Origin of the sequence: Nocardia sp. NPDC047038 (assembly GCF_040644075.1) — a bacterium.
GTDB lineage: Bacteria > Actinomycetota > Actinomycetes > Mycobacteriales > Mycobacteriaceae > Nocardia > Nocardia sichangensis.
Genome location: NZ_JBEYVQ010000026.1, coordinates 1 through 14,170, shown reverse-complemented (window position 1 = coordinate 14,170; position 14,170 = coordinate 1). Strand labels below are relative to the sequence as shown.

Sequence of the window (14,170 nt, the reverse complement as noted above, 5' to 3'; positions counted from 1 at the left end):
AACCGGCACATACTGGAATATCCGCAGGTCATCGCAGAACAACCGCAGCTTGGTGTCAAGGAAGCGGAGGAAGCAGCATGACGATTCTGCTCCAGGTTCTCGAGCAGAGCTTCACACCGACGACCACGTGGGAACGGCGCAAATTCACCTTCGTGCATGCCGACAAGATCGTCGGCATGCGGCTCGACGGGCAGTGCGGCGTGTGGCTGGACCTGTCGCGCCCCGGTGAATCCCAGCGGCTGGCCCGCACCACCGACCCGCGCGAGGCGATCACGTTCCTGCTCACCACCTTCGCGAAGATCGCCGAATGCGAGGAGCGCGGCGGCTCGTGGGTGATCGGGCACGACGGATCGCATATCGAGTCGATCGCGGCCACCCGGTTCCCGCCCCGGGCGAGCGAGGTCGTCGACGACGATCTCCTGGCCCGGGCCTGGCTGTAAGGCGTCAGTTACCGGTCGCGACCGGCCGTTTCGGATCGTTCGACCACTGCGACCACGACCCGGGATACAAGGCCGCCTCGACGCCCGCGATGGCGAGCGCGGCGACCTGGTGCGCCGCTGTCACACCGGAACCGCAGTACACGGCCACCGGCCCGGATCCGAAACCGGCGAAGCGGTCGCGCAGTTCCCCGACGGCGCGGAAGCGCCCGTCCGCGTCGAGATTGTCGGCGGTCGGAGCGCTCAGCGCGCCGGGGATGTGCCCGGCGCGGGGGTCGATCGGCTCCACGTCGCCGCGGAAGCGCTCGCTGGCCCTGGCGTCCAGCAGCACGCCCTTCCAGCGGGCCGCCGCGTCGGCGTCGATCACGGGCAGGTGACCGGGACGCACTTCGACATCGCCCGGCTCGGGGTCGGGTTCCGCGCCGGTCGCGACGGACCCGCCCGCGTCGATCCAGGCGGGCAGCCCGCCGTCGAGGATGCGCACGTCCGCGACACCCGCCCAGCGCAGCAGCCACCAGGCGCGCGCGGCGGCCATGCCGCCGGTGGCGTCGTAGACCACCACGGGGTCGCCCTCGCACAGGCCCCAGCTCCGCGCGCACTTCTCCAGTTGCGCGGGCTCCGGCAGCGGATGCCTGCCGCGCGCGGGTGACGGCGGCGCGGCCAGCTCGGTTTCCAGGTCGACGAACACCGCGCCGGGAACGTGGCCTGCGAGATAGTGCTGCGGCCCGTCCGGATCGCCCAGCGCCCATCGCACATCCAGCAGGCGAAGCCGCTTGTCCGGCAACGCTTCCCGAAGCTCCTCCGGTGAGATCAGTACCGCGCTCAACTCAGCTCCTCGTCCCGAATCGCGTCCTCGCGCACCGACTCCCCACCCTACGCACCCGAATGTGCCGATGTCGCCGAACACTCTCGCCCGTGCCGCACACCGGCTCGAGTCAGTCCAGTTTCGGGGCACTGGCAGGCGACACGCGTCCGTGACCAGCGGCAATATCCGACCGGTGTCGAACGTATCCACCACCGAGACCACCGCGACGCGGGAACCCGAACGGGCGCGAGCGGGGCTGGCGCTGCCACTCGGCGCGGGCGTGGTGACGGCCCTGGTCGGATTCACCAGCTCGTTCGCCGTGGTGCTGAGCGGATCGACCGCGGTCGGAGCGAGCTCCGCGCAGGCCGCGTCGGGTCTGCTGGCGCTGTGCGTCACCCAGGCGATCGGCATGATGGCGCTGAGCTACCGCTACCGCATGCCGATCACGCTGGCCTGGTCCACACCGGGCGCGGCGCTGCTGGCCGGGACGGGCGCGGTGGCGGGCGGCTGGCCCGCCGCGATCGGAGCGTTCGTGGTGACGGGGGTGCTGATCGTCGTCACCGGGCTCTGGCAGCGGCTGGGCACCCTGGTCGCGGCGATCCCGGTGGAGATAGCGCAGGCCATGCTGGCCGGAGTTCTGCTGCCGCTGTGCCTGGCGCCGGTGCGGGCGGTGCAGACGAGTCCGGCGGTGGTGGCGCCGGTGATCCTGGTCTGGCTCGTGCTGCAACGATATGCCCAGCGTTGGGCGGTGATCGCGGCCTTTGGCACCGCGGCGGTAGCCGCCGGCGTGAGCATCGTCGTGCAGCACCGTCATCTCGACGTCGGCGCGATGGCTCCGCGACTGGAACTGACGCTGCCGCACTGGAGCTGGCAGGCGCTGATCGGCGTCGCGATCCCGCTCTACATCGTCACCATGGCCTCGCAGAACATCCCCGGCACCGCGGTGCTGGCCTCGTTCGACTACCGGGTGCCCTGGCGCGCGGCGATGACGGTCACCGGTCTCGGCACCGTCGTCGGAGCGCCCGCGGGCGGGCACACGATCAATCTCGCCGCCATCAGCGCCGCGCTCGCTGCGGCCCCCGCGGCGCATCCGGACCCGAAGCGGCGCTGGATCGCGGCATTCACGGCGGGCGCGATGTACCTGCTGCTCGCGCTGGGCTCGGCCGCCGTGGTCACGCTGATCGCGACCGCCCCGGCCGGAACCCTGGAAACAGTGGCCGGCCTGGCCCTGCTGGCGACCCTGGGCGCGGCCCTCGGCGCGGCGCTGCGCTCCGAACACCGCGAAGCCGCCGTGGTGACGTTCCTGATCGCCGCCTCCGGTGTCGGCTTCGCGGGGATCGGCGCCGCCTTCTGGGCATTACTCGCAGGACTCGTGGTGCGCAAAGTGCTGCGTTAGTCGCCGGGCCGAGCGAAGGCGAGGCAGCTGCTCAAAAGGCGCAGCCGGACACAGTCCGCACCGGGCCGAGCGAAAGGCGAGGCAGCTGCTCAAAAGGCGCAGCCGGACGCAGTCCGTCCACAGCCCGCACCGGGCCGAGCGAAGGCGAGGCAGCTGCTCAGGCCTGGAGCGCGGCCTGGAAGCGCCGCATGCCGTCGATCCAGCGGTCGTAGTCGGAGCCCTTGTGGCGGTACATCTTCAGTACCTCGGGGTGGGGCAGGATCAGGAAGTGCTCGTCGGTCACCCCGGCGAGCACGATCTCGGCGACCTCCTCCGGGGACAGCACCTCGCCCGCGCTGGTGACGGCCTTCACCGCGAGTTCCGCCTCGGCGGCGTGCTCCGGCGGAACGAGGCCGCCGCGCAGCAGCCGCGTATCCACACCCATCGGGCACACGCAGCTCACCCGCACTCCGCGGTCGCCGTAGGTGACCGACAGCCATTCCGCGAAACCGACGGCCGCGTGCTTGGACACCGCGTAGGGGGCCGAGCCGAGCTGGGTGAGCAGCCCTGCCGCCGACGCCGTGCCGACGAAATAACCACCACCACCACGGGACAGCCACCCGGGGACGAGCAGCCGCGCGGCGCGGACGTGGGCCATCACGTTGACCTCGAGCGCCGCCGCCCATTGCTCGTCGGTGCTGTCCAGACCCGCGCCGCCGCCGATGCCCGCGTTCGCGAAGTACAGGTCGACCGGCCCGAACTGCGCCTCGGCGCGCTCGATCAACGCGCGGATCACCGCCTCGTCGGCCACGTCCCCGCCGACGGCGACGGCATCCGCCCCGAGAGACTCCGCGACCCGCGCCGCGCTCGCACCGTCGAGGTCGGCGAGCACCACGCGCGCACCGGCGGCGACGAGCCGGGCGGCCAATGCCGCCCCGATCCCCGCGCCCGCCCCCGTGACAATGGCAACTTTGCCCGAAATCTCCATCCCCGCACCCTAACGGGACATCACCGGTCTTCTGCCTGGAAGCCCGCGACCACCTCGTAGAGCTGCGGGTGCGCGGTGGCGAACCCGGGCGCGGCGGCGAGCCGCCGCTGAAACGCCGGATTCTCCGTCGCGCTGCGCCACGCGGCGGCGCTGTCCCAGTGCGCCACGTTCACCGCCGCGTACCGCGCGGCGGGGTCGAGCGCACGGTGCAGGCGATTGTCGCGGAAGCCGGGGGCCGCGCTCATCAGCTCGGCCCTGGTTCGCCAGTGGGCCAGGAATTCCTCGAAGCGTTCGGCGGGCAGTTCGAAGACGTTGACGAAGGTGATGCCGGGTCCGTCCGAGTGCACAGCGGAGCGATATTCGGCGGCGACCCGGTACTCGCTGCCGACGACCTCGGCCTTGGCACCGGCGGCTCGGGCCGACGCGCGGAACGCGGAGTCGCGCAGCGCCGCGTCCCTGGCTGCGACGCTGTCCCACTCGGCAACCATGACCAACGGCAGCGGCGCGTCGGCGGAGGTCGCGCGGTGCATACGGGCGGAACGGAAGCCCGGTGCCCGGCTGACCTTCCCGGCGCGCTCACGCCACTGCGCGATGTACTCGTTCGCCCCGTCGAGCGGCAGCCGGATGGTATCGATCACGGTCATTCCGTCATGCGTCATGCCGCCATCCTGAAACCTCGATCGCACTCGAGGTCAAGGATATTCAGCCCGATTTCGCCAAGCGGTCGAGCAATGGGGCGGTACGCGGACCGACCAGCTCGCGCATCACCAGCGCCATGTTCGTCCGCTCGACGCCGGGGATCTTGAGGATCTGCCCGGCGATGCGATACAGGTCGTCGGCGTCCTGCGCGACCACCCGCACGGTGAGATCGGTGAGTCCGGTCATGCCGCACACCTCGGTCACCTCGGGCACCTCGGCCAGTTCGTCCACCACCGAATCCAGCCGGTGCTGGTCCACGACGACCGCGACGAACGCCGCGAGCGGATAGCCGAGCGCGCGCGGCTCGACGCGCCGCTCGAAGCTGCCCAGCACGCCACCGGCCTCCCAGCGGGACAATCGAGCCTGCACGGTGTTGCGGGACAGGCCGAGCCGAGTAGCCAGCTCGACACCTGTCGCCCGGGGATTGGCGACCAGTTCCAATAACAGCCTGGCGTCGGTGGCGTCCAGGCTCACGCCGGCGGTTTCTCTGGTCATACCACGCAGTATGACACCACCGCGCGGGTCGCAATTGAGCATTCTGCCCATCCGCCGGCCGACCACTTGCGCAGTTCGCATTCGGGTGGATGCTGTGAGATAGGACACAATCCGACCTGTCGAACACCTGGCGAGGAGGCGATCACTCATGCCGGGCAAATCCGAGTATCCGGTGCAACTGGTACAGCCGGACGGCCGTCGCGTCCTCGATCGCGAGCACGCCGCGCTGGTCGCCGACATCGGGCCGGACGACCTGCGGGCGCTGTACGAGGACATGGTGGTGGCCCGTCGGATCGACATCGAGGCCACCGCGCTGCAACGGCAAGGTCAGCTCGGCCTGTGGGCGCCCATGCTCGGGCAGGAGGCCGCCCAGGTCGGCTCCGCGCACGCGCTGCATCCCGACGACTACGTGTTCTGCAGCTACCGCGAAACGGCGGTCGCCTACTGCCGTGGCGTGCCGCCCACCGATCTCACCCGGCTGTGGCGCGGCGCCGCCCACCATTGCTGGGATCCGCACGCGGTCAACATGACCAACCCCAACATCGTCGTCGGCTCCCAGGGGCTGCACGCCACCGGCTACGCGTTCGCGGCGCACATGGACGGCGCGGAGACAGCCACCATCGCCTACTTCGGCGACGGCGCCAGCAGCCAGGGCGATCTGGCCGAAGCGCTCGGGTTCGCCGCGACCTGGAGCGCGCCCGTGGTGTTCTTCTGCCAGAACAACCAGTGGGCGATCAGCGCCCCGGTGCGGGTGCAGAGCGCGACGCCGATCGCCCGCCGCGCGTACGGCTACGGCATGCCGGGCAGGCAGGTCGACGGCAACGACGTGCTCGCCGTCCTCGCCGTGACCAGGCAGGCGATCGCCAGGGCGCGCACCGGCGGCGGCCCGTCGTTCATCGAGGCGCTCACCTACCGGATGGGTCCGCACACCACGGCGGACGATCCCACCCGCTACCGTTCGGCCGCCGAGACCGAGCAATGGGCGCGGCGCGATCCGATCGACCGGATCCGCAGGTTGCTCGAGCGCGAGGGCCACTGGGACGACGCGTTCGGCACGCGGGTTGCCCAGCGGTCGGACGAGATGGCGGCAGTGGTGCGCCGCGCGACCATCGACATGCCCGATCCCGCGCCGAGCGAACTGTTCGAGCACGTCTACACCACCCCGCATCCGCTGATCACCGAACAGCGGAGGGCGTACGCGGAGTACCTGGCCGGCGATCCCGGCGGGCCCTCCGCACGAGGAGAAGGAGTCCCGCGATGATCACCACCTTCGCCGGCGCGCTCAACACCGGCCTGCGCCGCGCGCTGGAGGACGATCCGAAGGTCTTGCTGATGGGCGAGGACATCGGGCGCCTCGGCGGAGTGTTCCGGGTGACCGACACGTTGCAGAAGGACTTCGGCGACAATCGCGTCATCGATACGCCGCTGGCCGAATCCGGCATCATCGGAACGGCTTTCGGCATGGCGCTGCGCGGCTACCGGCCGGTGTGCGAGATCCAGTTCGACGGATTCGTCTATCCCGCGTTCGACCAGATCGTCTCGCACGTGGCCAAGATCAACTACCGCACCCAGGGAAAGGTCAACGCGCCGTTGACCATTCGCATCCCGTTCGGCGGCGGCATCGGTTCGGTCGAGCACCACTCCGAATCACCCGAGGCGTATTTCGCGCACACCGCCGGGCTGCGCGTCGTGACACCGAGCAACCCGGCCGACGCGTACTCGATGATTCGCGCGGCGATCGCGCTGAACGATCCGGTGATCTTCTTCGAACCCAAACGCAGGTACTGGGACAAGGCGGACGTCGATTTCGCCGCGCTCGACCGCGACGGCGGCCTGCCGCTGGATCGCGCGCGCGTGTGCACGACAGGCACGGACGCGACCGTCGTCGCCTACGGCGGGACCGTGGCGACCGCGCTGACGGCCGCGAAGATCGCCGCGCAGGAGGGACACGCGCTCGAAGTGATCGACCTGCGCAGCCTCTCGCCGATCGACTTCGACACCGTCGAGGAGTCGGTCGCGAAGACCGGGCGGCTGATCGTCACGCACGAGGCGCCGGTATTCGCCGGGCTCGGCGCGGAGATCGCCGCCCGCGTCACCGAGCGCTGCTTCTATCACCTGGAAGCGCCCGTGTTGCGCGTCGGCGGATTCGACATCCCCTACCCCCCGGCTAAGCTCGAAAAGCACCATCTGCCCGACCCCGACCGCATTCTCGACGCGGTCGACCGTTCCCTCGCCGCGTGAGGCGGGCTCGCTGTAGTGAGAGGTGCCGCGTGGAAAACTCGGTCGGCCATGATCTTCCGGCGTCCGTGCTGGAATTCCGGCTGCCGGACCTCGGCGAAGGGCTGACCGACGCCGAACTGGTGTCGTGGGCGGTGGCCGTGGGCGACACGGTCGAGCTGAACCAGGCCATCGCCGACGTGGAGACGGCCAAGGCGGTCGTCTCGTTGCCGTCGCCGTTCGCGGGCCGCGTGGTCGAATTGCTGGCGCGGCCGGGTGACACCGTCGCGGTCGGGTCGCCGCTCATTCGGATACAGGCGGCCGGAGCGGAAGAGACGCCGAGCGACACGGGGCGCACGTCGGTCCTGGTCGGCTACGGCCCTGAGGCGGAGGCAACGTCTCGGCGGCGCCCTCCCGCACAGCCCGGTGTTTCGGGGTCCGACCACGCCGACAGCCAGGCAAAGGCGCAGGGCGTTTCGCGGACCGACCACGCGGACAGCCAGGCAGAGGCACCCGCCGTCTCACGGACCGACCACGCGGACAGCCAGGCAGAGGCACCCGCCGTCTCGCGGTACGACGGCACGGGGAGCCTGGTGGAGGAGGTTCACGAACAGCCACCGGGCACCGTGCTCGGCGCGCCGCGGGCGGCGGCGACACCCGCCGCGCGGAAACTGGCTCGCGAACTCGGCCTGGACCTGTGGTTCATCGCGGGTTCCGGCCCAGGCGGCGCGGTCACCGTCGAGGACGTGCGCGGCGCGGTGCCCGTCTCGCAGCCGCGTCCGGCCACCGCGCCCGCCGTCGCGGACGCCGGAGCGCGCCCGTCCGCCCGCGAGGAGCGCACCCCGATCAGCGGCATCCGCAAACGCACCGCCGCGGCGATGCTGACCAGCGCGCGCACCATCCCACAGGCCAGCACGTTCGTCACCGCGGACTGCACCGCCTCGATGGAACTACTCGATCATCTACGCAGTACGAAATCCTTCGCGGGCCTGGCCTTGACGCCGCTGCCGCTGGTCGCCGAGGCGGCGCTCGCCGCGCTCGCCGACTTCCCCGGCATGAACGCCTGCTGGGATGAAGCGGCTCAGGAAATCGTCACCAAGCACTACGTCAACCTGGGTATCGCGGTGGCCACCGAACGCGGGCTGCTGGTACCGAACATCAAAGAGGCGCAGACCCTGAGCCTGCGCGACCTGACCCGCGAGATCGGCTGGCTGGCCGACACCGCGCGCGCGGGCAGCGCGACGCCCGCCGAGCTGCGCGGCGGCACGTTCACCATCACCAACGTCGGCGTCTTCGGCGTGGACGCCGGAGTCCCGCTGGTCAATCCGGGCGAGGCCGCGATCCTGTGTCTCGGCTCGATTCGCCGGCGGCCGTGGGTGGTGCGCGACGAGATCGCGATCCGGTGGGTGACCACCCTGGGCGTCAGCTTCGACCATCGCATGGTCGACGGCGAACTCGCCGCCCGCTTCCTGGCCACTGTCGCGGGATTCCTGGAGGACCCGCTCACCTTGCTCAGCCGCGTGTGACGCGCCCCGTCGGTCAGTCCGTGACGAGTTCCGCCGCGGCGGTGCGGATGACCTCCGGGATCTCGACCGGCTTGCGGGTCTCGGCGTCCACGTAGACGTGCACGAAGACACCGGTGGCGGCCAGTTCCAGCGCGCCGTCGGCCTCGCGGAAGATGGCCAGGTCGTAGGTGATGCTGGAGCGGCCGAGCCGGGAGATGCGCAGGCCGACCCGCAACTGATCCGGGAAGCTGATCGAGCCGAGGTACTGGCAGGAGGTCTGCGCGACCACGCCGAGCGCGGGCAGGTCACGGATGTCGGTTCCGGTGGCGTGCATCAACCATGCGTTGACCGCGGTGTCGAAGTACGAGTAGTAGGTCACGTTGTTCACGTGCCCGTAGTGGTCGTTGTCGGCCCACCGGGTCGGCACCGGCCAGAGCACCGGATACTGCTGCGTCACCCGGCCGACGATAGCTCAGTGGCGGTCACGCCCAACCGGTGGTCGCGCGGGGAGATCCCGAAGTGCCGTTTGAACGCGGTGCTCAGCGCGAAGGCGCTGCCGTATCCGACCTGACGGGCGATGGCCTCGATGGTGGCATCGGATTCCTGCAACAGGTCCGCGGCCAGCGCCAGCCGCCATTCGGTGAGGAACGCCATCGGCGGCTCACCCACCAGATCGGTGAACCGGCGCGCCAGCGCCGCCCGCGACATCCCCACCGCCTCGGCCAGGCCCGCGACCGTCCATCCGTGCGCCGGATTGTGCTGCAACAGGCGCAGAGCCTTGCCGACCAGCGGGTCACCGTAGGCGTGGTACCAGCCGGGCGCGTCGGCGCGGGAGAACCAGGCGCGCAACGCGGCGATCAGCACCAGATCCAGCAGGCGGTCCAGCACCGCGCTCTGCGCGGGCTCGTCCTTGATCACCTCGTCGACCAGCAGGTCGAGCACCCGGCTGTCGAACTCGCCGCGCCGCAACACCAGCACCGGCGGGAGCGCGCGCAGCAGGCGACGGCTGGCCGCGCCCGCGGACTCGTAGGTTCCGGTGACCATCAAGGTCGCGCCGTCCGGGTCGGTTCCCCACTGCCGGACGCCGAGGCTCAGTGTCTCGCAGAGGACTTCACCCTGCGGCGTCTTCGTCACCTGACCGGGATGGACGATGATCTGCGGTTCGGTCGCCGGGTCGTCGGCCACCGTGTACGGCGCGGGCCCACGGAAGATCGCGACGTCCCCCGCGCCGAGCTGCCGCGGTGCGCCCTCGTCGGTGACGATCCACGCGCCGCCGCGAATCATCGACAGCACGGTGAGCGGAGCCTCGTCCTGGATACGCAGCGACCACGGCGGATCCAGCAGCGAACACATCAGGAACGCGCCGCGAGCGCGAGGGCCTTCGAGCAGACTGGCGAGCGCATCCACCCGTCCACAGTAGACGATCACGCATGGTCACAGGCCGGTGCGCCAGGTTCCGTCTCGACTGCGCCGGATATTCCGGGCTACCCGCCGCCATGGCGTGCCTGTTCGGCACCGGTGCTCGACGGTCGCAACGCCGAGCCCGCCGAGGTAGTGCGGCGCGCGCTCGGCCGGAGCCCGAAGGATTTCGCCGACTACGTCATGGCGACGGCTGTCAGCGGAATCCGGAATGTCCCGGCATCGTGACGCGTTTCACATGGTGAAAAGGACTCGCTCGCGGACGTGACGCGCAGTGTCGAGCGTCCCGCACGGCCGCACGACCAGGTCAACGGCGCCCTGGGCCGGTTCCGCGAGCGAGTCCGGTCGGGGTGGGGATTTTCTCGGTACCGTCGAAATGGTGTTGAGCCCGACGGTCGATCGCCAGTTCCGTGTGGCGCGTGCCGCGGTATTCACGGTTTTCGCGTTGAACGGCTTCCTGCTCGCCATGTGGGTGGTGCACATTCCGGTCGTCACCGACCGCACTGGGGTCGCCAAATCGACGCTGGGCATGTTCATCCTGCTGATGTCGGGCGCGGGCATCGTCGGGATGCGACTGGCGGGTCCGCTCGCCGATCGGTTCGGCAGCAGGACATTGGTCGGCGCCGCGGCGTGCTTCGGATCGGTCGCGGTGGTGGGCCCCGGCTTCGCCACCGGGCCGTTCACCTTGGCGCTCGCGCTGGCCTGCTTCGGTTTCGGCAACGGAGCGCTGGACGTGTCGATGAACACCCAAGCGGTGCATGTGGAACGGGCCTACCGGCGTCCGATCATGGCCGCCTTCCACGCGTTGTTCTCCGGCGGTGGACTGGTCGGGTCCCTGCTCGGAGCCGCCGCGCTCCGGGCGGGCTGGGATGTGCGGGTGACCCTGGTCGTCGCCGCGGTGGGCTGCGTCGCTCTGGTCCTGACGCTGGTGCCGCGTTTGCTGCGGGAGACGGCATCGGAAACGGCGGAGTCCCCCGGCGTCGCCTCGTCCGTCCACGCGACCGAACTCGACGCCGCACCACTGGAACACGACGCGACGGTGTCGCTGCGTCAGGGCGATTCGTCCGGGCACGACGTCATGCCGACAGGGTCCGATGCGGCGTCAACCGCACAGTCGCCGGACCGGCTCGACCGAGACCGATCATCGCGCGCTCCCGCCACGACCTCCCTCGATACTCGCGCTCGCGGCCGAAAGGTGCTCGCGCTGGCCGTGCTCGCCTTTTCCCTGCTCTTGGCCGAAGGCGTGGCCGCCGACTGGAGCGCACTGCAACTGCGCGACCATCTGGACGCCGACGCTGCTACCGCGGCACTGGCCTTCGGCGCCTTCTCCACCACGATGACGGTCGGGCGGTTCGCCACCGACCGGGTCAGCCACGTCTTCGGCGGGGTCGCGGTGGTGCGCTACGGCTCGCTCCTCGCGGCCATCGGCCTGGCCGTGATCGTCGTCTCGCCGTGGATTCCGCTGACGCTGCTCGGCTGGGCCTTGACCGGGCTCGGACTCGCCGGGGGCATCCCGCAGATCTTCAGCGCGGCGGGGAATCTGGGCTCCCGCACGGCCGCGACCGACATGTCGCGGGTGTTCAGCGTCGGCTACCTCGGCTTGCTCGCCGGGCCAACGGTCATCGGCTGGCTCACCGCCGTGATGTCGCTGACCACGGCGATGGTCGTGCCGATCCTCGCCGTACTGCTGTGCTGCGCGTACGCGAGCGTCGTCGCCACGCCACGCTGACCGGATCACGAATTCCAGGCTCCGCCGAACAGGAAGCCGAGCCGAGCCCGGAACACGGCGATCGGCGCGCGCACGAACCATCTGGTCCGCAGCAAACGCGCGCCGATGCTCGTCATCGTTTCCAAGCTAGCCCCAACCGCTACTTGGGCGGCACCAGGCACATGGTGATCGGCTCGGGCTTGGGGTAGACGATGGTGTCGTTCTCGGTCGCCTTCGCTCCGCACGCGGACTTGTCCGCGGTGCCGCGCACGATCCGGCCGATCTTGAAGTCCGCCGTCGACCCGCAGGCCACCTTGGTGCTGGCGCCGAGGAAACCGCCGTCGATGCAGTCGCCCTCCTTGACGTTCAGCCGCAGGCATAGCGTGTACTCGTCGCCGCCGGTCTGGTAGTAGCTGGCGTAATCCTTGGTGGCGCAGTCCGCGTTCGCCCCGTCGAGCCGTTGCGCCACCACGTAATTGGCTTCGGCGTCGGAGCATTCCTTGGTTTCGAACTCGGCTTTGACGGTGGTGCCCGACAGCTTCGCGCACTGACCGATCTCGATCTTCTCGCCGTCCGAGCGGAACACGGTGCGAGCGCCCACGATCAGCAATCCGATCACCAGGACGACGCCGAGTATGCCGAGGATCTTGCCGATACCGCTCCCGCCCCGATTCTGTCGGGGCGGGGGTCCTGGCGGCGGGAACCCGCCGCCGGGGTAACCCGGCTGCGGCGGGAAACCACCCTGCGGCGGGTAGCCCGGCTGCGGCTGACCGGGATAGCCGGGCTGGGGATAACCCTGCGGCTGACCGGGATTTCCCGGCTGGCCCGGAAAGCCTTGCGGTGCACCGGCAGGCGGCTGCTGCGGATAGCCGGGCTGGCCAGGATACGGTTGATTCGGTGGTGTGGTCATGGATCCCCTCCCCGGGTCTCGCTAGATTCCGTGCGCACAGAAGCGACGGGCGAACCCATGGAATCTAGCCGATCGGTGCGCGTACCGCCGTGTGGGATAACGCCCGGTTCGCCGCACCGGCGCAATGGCTTCGGTTCGCCAGAGTTCTCACAGGTACAGCCCTGGATTCACCGCGTCCACAGCGACGGCATCGATCCGTGCCTCGCCGTCGCGCGCCGAGACGAGTTCGGCCAAACTCGCCCCGTCCGGAAACGCGGTGGCCGCGCCCGGCCGCTCGCGATCCAGCCAAGCCGCCGCCTCGCCGGAGGACAGCCGCCCGATCTCGATCCGCGCCAGGCACCGGCCCGGCCGCGTCACCGCCGGATGCAGGCGGGACAGATCCTCGTTGGTGGTGATGGCGACGAGCACGTCCCTGCCCTGGCCGAGCATGCCGTCGGTGAGGTTCAGCAACCGCGAGAGGCCCTGCCCGGCAGCTTCCTTCGCTTCTCCGCGAATCAACTCGTCGCAGTCTTCCAGCACCAGCATCCGCCAGCGGGGCGCGCCCTCCTCGGCGTTGTCCACACCGGCGGCCACCTCCATCAGATAGCCGGGCTTGCCGAACATCACCTCGGGATCGAGCACGCAGTCGAGCTGGCACCAGCCGCCCCAGGCCCGTGCCAGTGCGCGCAGCGCGGTGGTCTTGCCGGTGCCGGGCGGTCCGTGCAGCAGCACCAGTCTGCCGCGTACGTCGTCGGCGGTGAGCGTCATCAGGCGGTCCAGCGCGGTGGCGACCTGCCCCGCGTAGTTGCCACGGATCGTCGACCACTCGGGCGCCGTGATCGAGCGCGCACGCCGCTGCGGACCGTGGTTGTGCATGTGCCAGAAGCCCATCTCGACGGTCTCGCCCACCTCCGGCGGCGCCGCCGCGTCCCGGATGGCCTCGGCGAGCAACTCGTCCGCGAGCGCGTCGGTGACGGCGGTGACCTCGACCATCGCCGAGCCGCCCGACCAGCGCACCGACCGCAGCGACCAGCCGGGGCCCACGACCAGCGCGGCCCCGCTGTCGTTGTCGCGTACGGTGCGCACCACGCGGCCGCGGGCGGGACGCAACGGTGCGTCCGGTCGCACCCGTTCCAGCTGCGCGGTGCGCGCGCATGGATGATCACCGCGCAGGAATGGACCGAGCGCGAGGGCATCGATCGCGTCGCGGATGGAGTAGGTGGAATCGACTACGACGGTCCACGGCAGCCGCTCGGCCGGATCGGCCGAGGGCTCCCCGGGACCGATCAACCGAAGAGACTCGTGACGTGCGGACACTTCGAGAATGATCCGGGGCGGCGGGGCACGGTGTCCATCGAATTACGACAGTGCCCCCTCCGCACCACGGCGAAGGGGACACTGCGCGGAAATGTTTGGCCTACAAGGCCTTGAGTTCTTCGGTGACTGCCCCGACGGATTTCTTGGCGTCGCCGAACAGCATGGAGGTGTGGTCGGCGTAGAACAGCGGGTTGTCGATTCCGGCGAAGCCGGAGTTCATCGAGCGCTTGAGCACGATCACCGACTTGGCCTGGTCGACGTTGAGCACGGGCATGCCGTAGATCGGGCTCGAGGAGTCCTCACGGGCGGCCGGGTT

15 protein-coding genes and 1 pseudogene are annotated in these 14,170 nt (G+C 70.2%); 6 read left to right on the top strand and 10 right to left on the bottom strand.

From position 1 onward, the window contains the following. Positions 1-77: 77 nt before the first annotated feature. On the top strand, positions 78-440 hold the full coding sequence (locus tag ABZ824_RS37440) for a hypothetical protein (RefSeq protein ID WP_355073623.1): 363 nt from the start codon (positions 78-80) through the stop codon (positions 438-440). A gap of 4 nt (positions 441-444) precedes the next feature. Here the strand turns inward: ABZ824_RS37440 and ABZ824_RS37435 are convergent, their stop codons facing one another. After that, positions 445-1,251, bottom strand: a complete 807-nt coding sequence (locus ABZ824_RS37435) for a sulfurtransferase (protein WP_356969446.1) — start codon at positions 1,249-1,251, stop codon at positions 445-447. A gap of 247 nt (positions 1,252-1,498) precedes the next feature. Between ABZ824_RS37435 and ABZ824_RS37430 the strand changes: the two genes are divergently transcribed. Beyond that, the gene (locus ABZ824_RS37430; protein WP_356969445.1) at positions 1,499-2,638 is read left to right on the top strand and encodes a benzoate/H(+) symporter BenE family transporter; all 1,140 of its coding nucleotides are present in this window, start codon (positions 1,499-1,501) and stop codon (positions 2,636-2,638) included. Positions 2,639-2,795: 157 nt separating this feature from the next. On the opposite strand, the gene ABZ824_RS37425 is transcribed toward ABZ824_RS37430, so the two are convergent. Genes ABZ824_RS37425 through ABZ824_RS37415 form a run of 3 tightly spaced genes read right to left on the bottom strand, consistent with a single transcriptional unit; the run spans position 2,796 to position 4,799 of the window. Further along, on the bottom strand, positions 2,796-3,605 hold the full coding sequence (locus tag ABZ824_RS37425; RefSeq protein WP_356969380.1) for an SDR family oxidoreductase: 810 nt from the start codon (positions 3,603-3,605) through the stop codon (positions 2,796-2,798). Positions 3,606-3,625: 20 nt separating this feature from the next. Continuing rightward, complete coding sequence (locus ABZ824_RS37420; protein ID WP_356969378.1) at positions 3,626-4,264, bottom strand: antibiotic biosynthesis monooxygenase; 639 nt, start codon at positions 4,262-4,264, stop codon at positions 3,626-3,628. A 43-nt stretch (positions 4,265-4,307) separates the two neighbouring features. Beyond that, a complete protein-coding gene (locus ABZ824_RS37415) occupies positions 4,308-4,799 on the bottom strand; it encodes an Lrp/AsnC family transcriptional regulator (RefSeq protein WP_355073615.1) in 492 nt (163 codons plus the stop codon). A gap of 148 nt (positions 4,800-4,947) precedes the next feature. Here ABZ824_RS37415 and pdhA point away from each other — a divergent pair, with 148 nt between their 5' ends. From pdhA to ABZ824_RS37400, 3 genes are read left to right on the top strand one after another with little or no spacing between them, the layout of a single operon-like run. Next, positions 4,948-6,060 (top strand): pyruvate dehydrogenase (acetyl-transferring) E1 component subunit alpha, encoded by a 1,113-nt coding sequence (gene pdhA, locus ABZ824_RS37410; protein WP_356969376.1) that lies wholly within the window; start codon positions 4,948-4,950, stop codon positions 6,058-6,060. Next, positions 6,057-7,040 (top strand): alpha-ketoacid dehydrogenase subunit beta, encoded by a 984-nt coding sequence (locus ABZ824_RS37405; RefSeq protein WP_356969374.1) that lies wholly within the window; start codon positions 6,057-6,059, stop codon positions 7,038-7,040. The genes pdhA and ABZ824_RS37405 overlap by 4 nt, the downstream gene beginning before the upstream one ends. Positions 7,041-7,069: 29 nt before the next feature. Beyond that, the gene (locus tag ABZ824_RS37400) at positions 7,070-8,542 is read left to right on the top strand and encodes a dihydrolipoamide acetyltransferase family protein (protein ID WP_356969372.1); all 1,473 of its coding nucleotides are present in this window, start codon (positions 7,070-7,072) and stop codon (positions 8,540-8,542) included. A 13-nt stretch (positions 8,543-8,555) separates the two neighbouring features. Here ABZ824_RS37400 and ABZ824_RS37395 read toward each other — a convergent pair whose 3' ends face one another. Together ABZ824_RS37395 and ABZ824_RS37390 are read right to left on the bottom strand one after the other, a co-directional pair. Continuing rightward, on the bottom strand, positions 8,556-8,978 hold the full coding sequence (locus ABZ824_RS37395; RefSeq protein ID WP_355073607.1) for a thioesterase family protein: 423 nt from the start codon (positions 8,976-8,978) through the stop codon (positions 8,556-8,558). Next, positions 8,975-9,928: an AraC family transcriptional regulator gene (locus ABZ824_RS37390; RefSeq protein ID WP_356969370.1), complete on the bottom strand. Its 954-nt coding sequence runs from the start codon at positions 9,926-9,928 to the stop codon at positions 8,975-8,977. The genes ABZ824_RS37395 and ABZ824_RS37390 overlap by 4 nt, the downstream gene beginning before the upstream one ends. A 388-nt stretch (positions 9,929-10,316) precedes the next feature. Between ABZ824_RS37390 and ABZ824_RS37385 the strand changes: the two genes are divergently transcribed. Continuing rightward, on the top strand, positions 10,317-11,669 hold the full coding sequence (locus ABZ824_RS37385) for an MFS transporter (protein WP_356969368.1): 1,353 nt from the start codon (positions 10,317-10,319) through the stop codon (positions 11,667-11,669). Positions 11,670-11,689: 20 nt separating this feature from the next. Here ABZ824_RS37385 and ABZ824_RS37380 read toward each other — a convergent pair. The 4 genes and pseudogenes from ABZ824_RS37380 to ABZ824_RS37365 form a co-directional block, all read right to left on the bottom strand. Further along, a pseudogene (locus ABZ824_RS37380) lies at positions 11,690-11,785 on the bottom strand (nitroreductase family deazaflavin-dependent oxidoreductase); the annotation flags it as partial. A 23-nt stretch (positions 11,786-11,808) separates the two neighbouring features. Further along, positions 11,809-12,558, bottom strand: a complete 750-nt coding sequence (locus ABZ824_RS37375) for a hypothetical protein (protein ID WP_356969366.1) — start codon at positions 12,556-12,558, stop codon at positions 11,809-11,811. Positions 12,559-12,705: 147 nt separating this feature from the next. Continuing rightward, complete coding sequence (locus ABZ824_RS37370) at positions 12,706-13,854, bottom strand: DUF5925 domain-containing protein (protein WP_356969364.1); 1,149 nt, start codon at positions 13,852-13,854, stop codon at positions 12,706-12,708. 100 nt (positions 13,855-13,954) lie between these two features. Further along, on the bottom strand, positions 13,955-14,170 hold a 216-nt coding region (locus tag ABZ824_RS37365), incomplete at its 5' end, for an NAD(P)(+) transhydrogenase (Re/Si-specific) subunit beta (RefSeq protein ID WP_356969362.1).

Coding starts and splice junctions, on each gene's coding strand:
- ABZ824_RS37440 (WP_355073623.1), top strand. CDS start 78: ATGACGATTCTGCTCCAGGTTCTCGAGCAGAGCTTCACACCGACGACC.
- ABZ824_RS37425 (WP_356969380.1), bottom strand. CDS start 3,605: ATGGAGATTTCGGGCAAAGTTGCCATTGTCACGGGGGCGGGCGCGGGG.
- ABZ824_RS37420 (WP_356969378.1), bottom strand. CDS start 4,264: ATGACGCATGACGGAATGACCGTGATCGATACCATCCGGCTGCCGCTC.
- ABZ824_RS37415 (WP_355073615.1), bottom strand. CDS start 4,799: ATGACCAGAGAAACCGCCGGCGTGAGCCTGGACGCCACCGACGCCAGG.
- pdhA (WP_356969376.1), top strand. CDS start 4,948: ATGCCGGGCAAATCCGAGTATCCGGTGCAACTGGTACAGCCGGACGGC.
- ABZ824_RS37405 (WP_356969374.1), top strand. CDS start 6,057: ATGATCACCACCTTCGCCGGCGCGCTCAACACCGGCCTGCGCCGCGCG.
- ABZ824_RS37385 (WP_356969368.1), top strand. CDS start 10,317: ATGGTGTTGAGCCCGACGGTCGATCGCCAGTTCCGTGTGGCGCGTGCC.
- ABZ824_RS37375 (WP_356969366.1), bottom strand. CDS start 12,558: ATGACCACACCACCGAATCAACCGTATCCTGGCCAGCCCGGCTATCCG.